13 protein-coding genes are annotated in these 10,590 nt (G+C 53.6%); 11 read left to right on the forward strand and 2 right to left on the reverse strand.

Annotation, left to right across the window (positions count from 1 at the left end):
- The first annotated feature begins 1 nt into the window (after position 1).
- The 9 genes from PVZ80_RS10205 (at position 2) to PVZ80_RS10245 (ending at position 7,249) form a co-directional block, all read left to right on the forward strand.
- Positions 2–658: a phage baseplate protein gene (locus tag PVZ80_RS10205; protein ID WP_273863844.1), complete on the forward strand. Its 657-nt coding sequence runs from the start codon at positions 2–4 to the stop codon at positions 656–658.
- Positions 658–966 (forward strand): phage baseplate plug family protein, encoded by a 309-nt coding sequence (locus tag PVZ80_RS10210; RefSeq protein WP_273863845.1) that lies wholly within the window; start codon positions 658–660, stop codon positions 964–966. Before PVZ80_RS10205 ends, PVZ80_RS10210 begins: the two co-directional genes overlap by 1 nt.
- A complete protein-coding gene (locus tag PVZ80_RS10215) occupies positions 963–2,381 on the forward strand; it encodes a hypothetical protein (RefSeq protein WP_273863846.1) in 1,419 nt (472 codons plus the stop codon). The genes PVZ80_RS10210 and PVZ80_RS10215 overlap by 4 nt, the downstream gene beginning before the upstream one ends.
- A gap of 4 nt (positions 2,382–2,385) precedes the next feature.
- Positions 2,386–3,270: a hypothetical protein gene (locus tag PVZ80_RS10220; protein WP_273863847.1), complete on the forward strand. Its 885-nt coding sequence runs from the start codon at positions 2,386–2,388 to the stop codon at positions 3,268–3,270.
- A gap of 67 nt (positions 3,271–3,337) precedes the next feature.
- The gene (locus tag PVZ80_RS10225) at positions 3,338–4,045 is read left to right on the forward strand and encodes a Gp138 family membrane-puncturing spike protein (protein WP_273863848.1); all 708 of its coding nucleotides are present in this window, start codon (positions 3,338–3,340) and stop codon (positions 4,043–4,045) included.
- A complete protein-coding gene (locus tag PVZ80_RS10230; RefSeq protein ID WP_273863849.1) occupies positions 4,042–4,389 on the forward strand; it encodes a hypothetical protein in 348 nt (115 codons plus the stop codon). Before PVZ80_RS10225 ends, PVZ80_RS10230 begins: the two co-directional genes overlap by 4 nt.
- Complete coding sequence (locus tag PVZ80_RS10235) at positions 4,382–5,602, forward strand: baseplate J/gp47 family protein (RefSeq protein WP_273863850.1); 1,221 nt, start codon at positions 4,382–4,384, stop codon at positions 5,600–5,602. Before PVZ80_RS10230 ends, PVZ80_RS10235 begins: the two co-directional genes overlap by 8 nt.
- The gene (locus PVZ80_RS10240; protein WP_273863851.1) at positions 5,602–6,243 is read left to right on the forward strand and encodes a DUF2612 domain-containing protein; all 642 of its coding nucleotides are present in this window, start codon (positions 5,602–5,604) and stop codon (positions 6,241–6,243) included. The genes PVZ80_RS10235 and PVZ80_RS10240 overlap by 1 nt, the downstream gene beginning before the upstream one ends.
- Position 6,244: 1 nt before the next feature.
- A complete protein-coding gene (locus PVZ80_RS10245; protein ID WP_273863852.1) occupies positions 6,245–7,249 on the forward strand; it encodes a hypothetical protein in 1,005 nt (334 codons plus the stop codon).
- Between the two features lie 141 nt (positions 7,250–7,390).
- Here PVZ80_RS10245 and PVZ80_RS10250 read toward each other — a convergent pair whose 3' ends face one another.
- A complete protein-coding gene (locus tag PVZ80_RS10250; RefSeq protein ID WP_273863853.1) occupies positions 7,391–8,533 on the reverse strand; it encodes an acyltransferase family protein in 1,143 nt (380 codons plus the stop codon).
- 84 nt (positions 8,534–8,617) lie between these two features.
- Between PVZ80_RS10250 and PVZ80_RS10255 the strand changes: the two genes are divergently transcribed.
- Positions 8,618–9,169, forward strand: coding sequence for a glycoside hydrolase family 19 protein (locus PVZ80_RS10255; RefSeq protein WP_273863854.1), 552 nt, complete (start codon positions 8,618–8,620; stop codon positions 9,167–9,169).
- A complete protein-coding gene (locus tag PVZ80_RS10260; protein ID WP_273863855.1) occupies positions 9,166–9,687 on the forward strand; it encodes a lysis system i-spanin subunit Rz in 522 nt (173 codons plus the stop codon). The genes PVZ80_RS10255 and PVZ80_RS10260 overlap by 4 nt, the downstream gene beginning before the upstream one ends.
- Before the next feature lie 504 nt (positions 9,688–10,191).
- Here the strand turns inward: PVZ80_RS10260 and PVZ80_RS10265 are convergent.
- On the reverse strand, positions 10,192–10,590 hold a 399-nt coding region (locus PVZ80_RS10265), incomplete at its 5' end, for a fimbrial protein (RefSeq protein ID WP_273863856.1).

Here is a 10,590-nt window from a genome sequence, read left to right on the forward strand (position 1 = left end):
CTTGAGCATTGTCAACATATTCACGCGCAACGCCCCGACCATCGCCGGTTATTCGTTCGACGCAGTGCTTGAGGATACGTTTGAGGCCAGCGTCTCCATAACTACATTCCCGATTGAGAGCGGGGTAAGGGTTGCAGATCACCGTATCTTCAACCCTTTCAAATGGACCATGACCGGAGCCATCAGCAACAACCCGGTCAAAGTTCAGCTGACGGATTTCCTGGGCGGCGCGCTATCGAATCTGACCGACAATCCCATTGTGTCCGCAGTGGCTGGTCTGTCTGCTGGCTGGCTGGCCGGAAGCAACGAAACTAGGGCCAGCGCCACGCTGGACTTCCTGATCGCGCTGATGACGTCAGCAGACCCGTTCGACATCGACGCCGGCGACATCTTGTTGCGGAATATGGCGATAACTCGCCTGTCTCGCACAAAGGAGCCTCGCAACGAGGGCGGTCTTGAGTTCGTCGTGGAGATGCAGGAGGTCATTGAGCTGCACAGGATTGCTGCTGGTGATGAGCGATGGTCGTATCAACTGAGAAAGAATGATCCATCTCAGAGCGCTCTCACAAGGGCCGTGAATAAGGGCCAGATGATCGCCAAGGAGGCGAGCGCCAGCGTGTCCAATGCGGTTAACGGAATTCTTGATGGAATAGCCTGATGTTCACAATCCCTTTAGCAGCTGGCGTGGATAATTCTCACCAGAGATTCAGCGTACAACTCGGTGAAAGCCTTATCGCCTTTGAGATCGACTTTGTTTCATATCTGGACGCGCCAGCTTGGTCCATGAACCTTTCCCGCGGCGGCGTAAGGCTTGCCTCCGGCGTCATGCTCGAGCCTGGCAGCGATATCATCGAAGTTTACCGAGCTGGGATCGGCCAGATGGTGTTCACTGGCTCTGATGTGACGCTGGACAATCTCGGCATCGACAACAACCTCGTCTGGATACCTCCAGTGGTGGAAATATGAGATCAAGAGCTTGGTCCGTTGACATCAATGGTGCGCCATACATCAGCCTGCAATCTGGCTCCACGCAGTTCCGAATCCAGTTCAACATTGATGTGTCGCCCGGCAGCTCTGTTTCCTATGCTGACATTCGTCTTTATAACCTGAACAAGGTTTCTGGGGTCGCGAATGGTGACAGTATCATCTTGAAGGCCGGATACACCGATAACATTGACGCAATCTTCACCGGAACCGTTACGAACGTCTTGCGTGAGCGCGAGCCGGGCGCGCCAGAGATCATAACCAGACTGATCTGTCGCTCAGGCTCAGCGGCCGTAGATCGAGGATCGGCACAGGTTTCCCTCGGACCAGGTGCTAGAGTCGAGGAAGCTATCCGGGCGCTTGCTCGGGAGTGGCCTATCCCCATCGACATTGATAACGAGCAGTTCGCTGACGACCAACCCATGGCGCGCGGATACTGGGCTGATGGTGACATTCCTACAGCAATGGATAACCTGGCCCGAGCCTATAAATTCGACTGGCTGCAGCATATGGGGCGCATGTACGTCACCAAGCCTGAGATGAAACGGAATTCGACGTCGATCAAGATCAACCAGCTCACTGGTATGATCGGAATACCAGAGATCACCCGCGGGCCAAATGGCCTTGGGGTATTCGTCTCGGCGCAGCTCAATCCATCGATAATGGTAAGCAGTGTCATCGATCTGAAAAGCGAGTTCGCCACGTACAATACAGGGAATCTGTACCTTTCAGAGGTGCAACCTGAAGCGGTCCCGGTCGGTGAATACAATGTGTTTGCTCTGAGATACGCAGGTGACTCGCATAGCGATCAGTGGCGTGTGGACATTGACGGTATCCGATGGGGCACCAAGCCTGATCTAAAATCAATATCCACCCCTGAGAATGGCAAGCTGATCTGGGGGGCGCGCGTGTCTGAGGCTTTCAGGGCAAAGGTAGTGGCGATTGCGCAGGGGCTTTCTGTGGACCAGAACTGGCTGATGGCAGTGATGGCCTGGGAGACGGGGAAAACATTCAGCCCAGCCGCTCGAAACCCGGGGAGCACTGCAACAGGCTTGATCCAGTTCTTACAGTCAACAGCTATAAGGCTAGGCACTACGACTGCCCAGTTAGCTCGCATGTCGGCTGTAGAGCAGCTGGATTATGTCGATAAATACTATAAGGCCGTCCCTGCAGGCCGCATTCGCAACTTGGGGGACGCATATTTGGCAGTACTTTTTCCTCCAGCCATAGGCCGTCCAGATTCATTTGTGATGTGGCAGCGCGATACCGGACCCTATCAGCGGGAGTATGCGGCGAACTCAGGCCTGGATAGGGAGAAAAAGGGCTATATAACGCGTGGAGATGCTGTCTCTGTAGTGAATGATTCTTATCGAGAGGGCGGTAAATTTGCCAAGTAAGTGAATGGATGATTCCGACGTGCTGGGTTTGAGTCCGTCTACCTGCTACATTTGGAGTCTGTTAATGCGCGATGGGAAGGCGCTTATGGTGATGATTAAAAGTAAGGCTGCGTTGTTCGTCGCAGCTATTTTTCTGCCGTTTTGCGCCTTTGCTGAGCGAGTTCCCGTGAGGGATGGCCACGGCCCTATTGTTCGCTACGACCAGAAAGATATCGTAAGGCCGGTTAAGTGGGATGCAGACACTCAGCTTTTGGTGTCTAACCGCGCCTACAGAAACGGCACCGTCGGTCTTGGCCAATTTGATCTTAATGATCACGCCAAGCGCTTTGACTGCAAACTAATAAAGAAAGTCGAAGGCGCTGATACTCTTTTTGTTTACCTTGATCGCCCACGTGAATCAAGAGGAAATGATTGGTCTCTCTTTGTTCAGTATCCTGATAATTACAAGTGCAGCCCAACTCGGCAGGCAATTGAAATTGTTCTTGATGATGCAATCAAAGACGTGAAAAAGTGGGAGGATTATGCAAGTAGCGGGGAGGCCAAAGAGAATGCCAGGAAATTTCAGCTGGAGCAGGAAAACAAGCTAAACCCCAAAGTCGAATTCGGCGGATACGTAGCGACCAAAAAAGACATTTTTGGATCTGTGCTGCTTGCCTGCTACACCGGAAGCCTAGACAGAGACGGCATGCTTTATGTCTCCAAAGAAGAGCAGGAAAATCGATACAAGGCCTTGCTTGGCCTGTATGAAGGCGAGCCTTCGAGCATTAAAAGAATAACCAATGCGTATAACTTTGCCCGCCGCAACCTCAGTGACCGATACCCGCTAGACACAATGGGCCAATACCGGGCCGGCGTCTGCGATCAGATGGTTATGAAGGGGAAACTCTGAAAAACAAACAATCATCAATCCCGCCTCGGCGGGTTTTTTAATGCCCGCGAAAAGTACGAGGTGGATAATGCTTGAGACAGAAGGGCGGGCGCGCAACGAGAAACTGATTCGAAATGCTTTCGGCGAGATGATCAAGGATGTGTGTACTTCAGTGCCGGGGCATGTGCTTACGTTCGACCCGCTGACCCAGCGCGCCCAGGTTCAGATTGGAATACTCAGGGTCGATGTCAACGACGCCACCTTTGTACTCAAGCCGATTGTTGAGGTTCCGGTTTACTTCCCTGGCGGCGACTACTGCGTTGAGTACCAGATCGACCCGGGCTGTGAGGGAGACATTCTGTTCTCCCAGCGCTGCATTGACGGCTGGGTGCAGAGTGGCGGGGTGGCAGCAAACCCGATCGGACGATTCCACAACATGCAGGACGCCATGTTCCTTCCGGGCTTCAGATCCCAGCCAAACGTCTTGCCGAGCTTCCAGAACAACGGCGTGCGCATGCGCAATCGGGCTGGAACGCAGTTCGTCTGGTTGAAGAATGACAACACCGTTTCCATGGATAACGGGGTCGCTAAATTCGACCTGCTTCCCGATGGAACAACCCTCATGCAGAACGGTGCCGGCATGTTTCAGCTTCTGGCGGACGGGTCGTTCCTGATCAATGGCCTGACTATCACGCCAGACGGGAACGTAATCACCGCCGCAGGGGTAAACCTGAACCTGCACATCCACAGCGGCGTAACGCCCGGATCGGGCAATAGCGGAGCACCAGTTATATGACCGTTCGCAGGCTGGACGAAAACGGTGACATCGTCACTCAAGGCCAACAGTTCATAGCTGGGCGGGAAGAAATTGCGCAGACGGTCCTGACGCGCTTGCGGCTCTTTCTTGGCGAGTACTTTCGCGACACCACTGACGGCACCCCTTGGTACGAGCAGATCCTGGGCAAGTTCACCAGCCTATCGTCCGCCGAGGCCGCTCTCAGGGCAAGGATTGCCAATACGCCAGGCGTTATCCGGCTCACCAGCTTCTCCGCTGACTTCGACATTAATACCCGCCGCTACAGCGTGACCGCTGGAATTCTCACCGAGTTCGGCCTGGATGAGGTAACACTGAATGGCTAGCCTGACTTCAACCGGCTACGTGCTACAGACGCAAAACGATTGGTTCGCCCAGGAGCGACAGTTCTACGTCGATATCGATCCGCTTTGGAATCTGGATCCGTCGACTCCTGATGGCCTGAAGATGGCGCACGACGCAGAGATTTTCTACGCACTCGACGAGACGCTGCAGCAGGCCTACAACTCAAAAGACCCGAACAAGGCCAAAGGGATTGACCTTGATATCGTTTGCTCCTTGACTGGCACCAAGCGCTCAAGCGGTTCCCCATCAAGTACCCAGCTTGTGCTTACCGCGACCCCGGGAACGATAATCTTGTCCGGAAACCGTTTTGAGTCGACCACCACTGGCAGTCGTTGGGCGACCGATCAAACTGTCACGGCCGACGGATCAGGTTCGGCTACGGTCAACGCTACCTGCACTATTGTCGGACCAACCCAGGCAGACGCAGGAACCATCACCCGCATCGTCGATGTAGTCGCCGGTCTTGCATCGGTAACCAACCCTGATCCTGCCACCCCAGGATCGGATGCCCAGCGCGACGAACAGTTGCGTGTCACCAGAGCAACTGCTGTGGGGCGCCCAGGGAACAACCAGCTTGACTCGATGATCGGCGAACTGTTCGGCGTGCCTGGCGTGCGCCGCGTCAAGGTGTACGAGAATGATACGAACAGCGGTTCGGTATCCGCGGATAACCCGCACGGGCTTCCTGCGCACTCTATTGCTCCTGTTATCGACGGCGGTACTGATGACGATGTCGCTATGGCGATCTACCTGAAGAAAAACCCAGGTGCGTTGCTATATCAGGCCGGAGCACCATTTCAGGTCGAAATCACATCGCCAAAATACCCTTCAAACACAAAACTGATCAGAGCAAGCCGTCCTATCTACGTCGATATGTTCCCGGTAATCCATGTCGTCAATGACGGGACGCTACCGCCAAATGCCGACCAACTGATCAAAGAGGCGATGATGGAGTACGCCGCCGGCGACCTAATCCCTGCGGATGTCGGATTCAAGATCGACGGCTTTGATATTGGCGAAATTGTGCCGTTCAGTACGATCTTCACGCCAGTCAATAAGGTGATTGGCTCTTACGGAGACAGTTATGTAGATCTGCCTTCGTCCAGCCTAAACGGCGGCCAGGCAAACGTTGCCATTGCCTATAACCAGATGTCCAGGTGGACGGAGAGCAACATCACCGTGGTGATCACGTGATGAACATTCCAGACCGTATCTATGCACAGTATCGCGACAAGCCGAAGGCGGTGGATTGGTATGCGATCGCCAGAAAGCTTGGCGGAAGTATTGAAGCTGCCGCCCAGGCGGTTCGTAAGAGTTATGACATCGACACGGCAGTCGAAGAACAGCTGAACGTGATCGGCCGGATAGTTGTGGCGCCTCGCAGCTTTATCGGTTCAATACCCATGAACCCTGGACTGTTTGATCTTACCGATGGCGCCGAATTCGGTGATGACGATGCCATGTTCAGCGCGCTGACCATAGATCAGGACGGCCAGCTTTCGGATGAACTCTACCGCCTCGTCATCAAGGCCAAGATCATCAAGAACAATGGCGACGCCACGATAGAAAATATTCTGGATGGCATGAATTTTCTTCTGCCGAATGCCGAGGTTGTGCGCGTAACTGACGGCGAAGACATGTCGTTCAGTATCGAGTTTTATGGGCAGATCAGCAGCCTTGAGCGGTTTGCGCTATTGAATGCGGGGCTGGTTCCTAAGCCGCAAACAGTGAGATTCAATGGGTTCCTTGAGGGATTCAGAATGGTCGAGTTCGGTGATGTAGATGCTGAGTTCGGTGATGAAGACGCAGAATTTGTAGGACACATAGGGGTTTAGCATGTCGCTGAAGCTTAACGAGAGATATCCAGGTCGCTTTAATAATCCATCTGCAAATTATCCGCAGGGGTCTTTCAAGAACAGAACCACGCCAACCGCCAAGGATGGGTCATATCTAGAGCAGGACTGGGCCAACGACAAAGAGGGGTTCTTTCAGTCACTTTTGTCAGCTGCCGGTATTGTGGCAAATGGAACAGTCGACACCGTTGGGAACTCTCAGTTTTACGATTCGATGCAGCAAATTGTAAAAAATATGATTAAAGATTCGGCACCAATAACTGGATCTGTCAGAAACGCAAGAATGTCTATCTCTACGGCATCAGGGTCGGCATCTCTTGTAGCCGACGAGGTGGTGGTAAAATCTGCACTTGGTGGCCATGCGTATCTTCTCCCATCTTTCAATAAGTCTATCAATCTAGCTACAACTGGCGTTGGCGGAATGGACACCGGTACCGCGCCGGTCTCTGGCTTCGTTGGTATCTACGCCATCTTCAACCCAACGACCGGCGTCTCTGGTCTGCTAGCCGTCAACGCAACAACAACCAGACTTCCCCAGATTTATGGGGGCGCCAACATGCCGTCTGGCCATACTGCTTCTGCACTGCTGACAGTAGTTCCGACAAACTCCAGCGGCTTGATTTCTCAGTGCGTAGTGCGAGATCGCAGAGTTTATATTGCGCCTACCGTTGGCTATGCAACCACGTCGATAGTCTCGACCACTACTGTCTACGTGGGAATAATCCCTTTCAATGCTGCGGAAGTCAGTGGGATGATCAGCCTCAGTTGTACTGCGGCTGGTCAGGTCTCATTGACTGTTGCCGGCGGGACCGGTAATACCAATACAGGTAGCGCTACGTCGACAGTTACACTAATCGCTAACGGCGCTAGTTCAATGCCGTTCTCCAGCGTCCCTGTCGTCGATAACGCGAGCCTTGTTGTCGGCACAAGCAACACTTCGTCCGGGACGTCGACGTGCAGCCTTATAATTTCGGGGTACTCGCTATGAAATATGTGAGCGTTGACGGTGAGCGTGTTACAGCAGTTTTTTCAGCCCCCCAAGACGAATCAGCGTTTCCAAACGTGATCGAGGTCGAGGATGATGATCCGAGATTCTTGGCATTTAAAGAAAACGGCTTCCCTGTCGGAATTACTTGGCCCCTTGATGAGCCCTAGTTTCCGTAGTCTCCTCAATTATCTTGGCTTTCTCTCTCCCTCTCATCATTGTGGGCAGTTCAACCATTCGGTATGCAAATTCTGAAACTAATGCTGTAGCAACTGCCCAAGTCAAGAATATTTCAGCGTTGTATGCTGGGTCGAAACTTGCGCCAAAAAATTTAGCGTAGTTAATCCACAAATACTGCACTAGATATATCATTGGTACGTGGGAAAGGTACAGAGTGAATGATCTGCTACCAAACCAGCCTATCAGGGGCTGGAGCATAGCAGCTGGGATTATTGAGTTCTTACCAATTGACGCTATCGTAATGAGCGTTACGAAAACAGCTGTAAGCAATATATGGTAAGGGGCCAAGAGAAACCAATCCATTTTTCGCAGCATCTGAAGTGCAAAAATCGAGATGATCAGCGGTATAGATATACTGATAAGCACTGCACGACTTAATAGCTTGATATTTCTCAGTTTTTCGAATATGTCGTAACGGCTATTGACGAGGTATAGCATGACGCCGCCAGCTATTGGTATAAGATGGAAGGGGCTACTGCCCAGCATTGACCATGTAAACGAAATCGTCATAGCTACACCCATTGCGAGCATTCGCGATCTAAAGCTTCGGCAGGCCAGAAGTACTATAGGCAGGGTTAAATAGAATTGCTCCTCCAGGGATAGCGACCAGTATACTGCGAACATGTTTGGAGGCATTTCGGGTATTTTGTAATAAATGTTTATAAAGTTAAATAGCGCCGCCACTGCTGCATACAAGTTGCCTAGCATGTACTCTGGAGAAGTTATGCTAAATACAGCTAAGTAAATTAAAATCCAAAAAGCTGCCGTTGGGGTGATCCTGAAAAAACGCTTGGTAAAGAATGCGTATAGAACTTCCTTTGTTCCTGTTTTTTCGTGCAGTGAACGGTCTAGCTTTGGAATTAGTGTGCTGCTAATTACAAAGCCAGATATCGCCAGGAATAATAGAACACCCTCTGTTCCTCCTGAGTATTTCATCATAAAGCTGAGAGTTGGAACCGTCCAAAGCCAAAGCAATGAAATGTGCTGATACATTGTCCCAACAACCGCTACAGCCCGTAGTCGGTCAATTTCCACATTCCGTTTCATTTTTATTCCATTCAATGGCGTGTAGCGAGGCTGACACATTGTGGTTTAGCTGCGTCGTTTCGCCAACTGTTTTTAGGAGTCGTCATGCCAATTACTCAGCAGCAGTTGCTGCAGATCCTTCCGAACGCCGGCGCTAAAGCCGGCGTTTTTGTTCCTGCCCTCAACACGGCCATGCAGCGGCACCAGATTGTCGGTAGTCGGCGCGCTGCGGCGTTCATCGCGCAGATCGGGCACGAGTCCGGCCAGCTGCAGTATGTGCGCGAGTTGGGAGGGGCTCAGTACCTCAGCAAGTACGACACCGGCAAGCTGGCTGAAAAGCTGGGTAATACCCCTGCGGCCGATGGCGACGGCCAGAAGTACCGGGGCCGCGGGCTCATCCAGATCACCGGCCACAACAACTACCGGCAGTGCAGCCTGGCGCTGTTCGGGGATGAACGCCTGCTGCGGGCCCCTGAGCTGCTGGAACAGCCACAGTGGTCCGCAGAGTCGGCCGCCTGGTTCTGGCGGCAGAACGGCCTTAACGAGCTGGCCGACCGCGACCAGTTCAACACCATCACCCGCCGCATCAACGGCGGTTTGAATGGGCTGGAGGACCGCTTGCAGCTCTGGGCGCGGGCGCGGGAGGTGTTGGTATGAGTCCCGCGGTGTTGCGCCTGGTTGCTGTCCTGTTACTGGCCAGCCTGCTGGTCGCCGTTGGCGCCGCCTCTGCCTGGACGGTGCAGGGCTGGCGCTATGACAGGCAGCTGGCGGAGCAGGCCAGGCTGCGCGATGAAGCGCTGAATCAACTGAACCTGGCGGCCGCTGCCCGGCAGCGGGACGAGCTGGATAAACGCCTAGCCTTGGAGCAACAGCTGCAGGCCAGCGATCAAACCCATCACAGAGCCCTGACCGATGCCCAACGTGATCAAAGCCGCCTGCGTGACCGCCTTGCTACTGCTGACCTGCGGCTGTCAGTCCTTGTCGACTCCGCGGATACAGCCAGTGGCTGTGCAGTGCCTGCCGCCCCCGCCCCCGGCGCCCTGGTTCATGGAGCACCGCGAGCCCGACTTGACCCGGCGCATGCTCAACGAATTGTCGGCATCACCGACGACGGTGACCAAGGATTGATCGCCCTGGCTGCATGTCAGGACTATGTACGTGCATTGCAAAGATAGGGGCTGTGCTCGATCTGCAGGACGCCGAGGGATGGGACAATATTGGGACACCAGATGTCCCAAATAGGCATTAATGAGGAATCATGAGAATTGTGCGCAGGCCTTGTAATCAAGGCGTTACAGGCATGAAGGCCAGTAAATACGTAAGATAATAGCGGGTTGCAAATCCGCCTACGCCGGTTCGATTCCGACCTCGGCCTCCAAACTGAAAACCCCGTAGATCAATGATCTACGGGGTTTTTTATTGGCTGGAAGAAAGTGGGCTTGAAGCGCAAGGGGCGATGCCTGTGCCGCGATTAGCAGCCGATATGGCCGCAGGCCAACTTTCATTTATGCAGTGAAAAGCCTTATGGCGACCTGCCGTTCCAGGTCCACCCGATGGGCTTTTGGAAGCCCCTCAAAGTCTGCCTCGAAACCGGCATTGGCTAGCCAGGCATGTGCTCGACTGGCGAAGCCTCCTGTCGTTGATTCGAAGGAGGCAAGCAGGATGGCGAGCGGAAAGGGTTACCGGTAATCCACAAACACGGTCATCGCACCGTTTACCGTTCCCGGTGTGGCGACTGTGTCGGTTCTGATGTAGGACGCCTGCATCGGAATGACAAACGAGCCACCTGCCGCCTTGCTGTATCCATCGACCGTTATCGAACTCCCCATGGTTGCTGGAGTGCCCTGGGCGTTTTCGACCCGGATCTTTATGCCGCTCGCGGTCGAACCGCCAGCCAGCGGCAACACCCCTGGCGAGTTCTCGATCACGCCGCCAACCGGGTCAAGGGTATAGCCAATCCGGTTATAGCCCTTGGGGCAGTTGTTGACCTGTATCTGGAAACTCTGGGTGCCGGCTGTCGAGCCGATGCGCTCCAGGCGCTGAATCAAGGTTTTAGGTAGCTTTACCGTCTGGCTCGG

This window comes from Pseudomonas sp. B3G-3 (assembly GCF_028640915.1).
Taxonomy (GTDB): Bacteria; Pseudomonadota; Gammaproteobacteria; order Pseudomonadales; family Pseudomonadaceae; genus Aquipseudomonas; species Aquipseudomonas chlororaphis_I.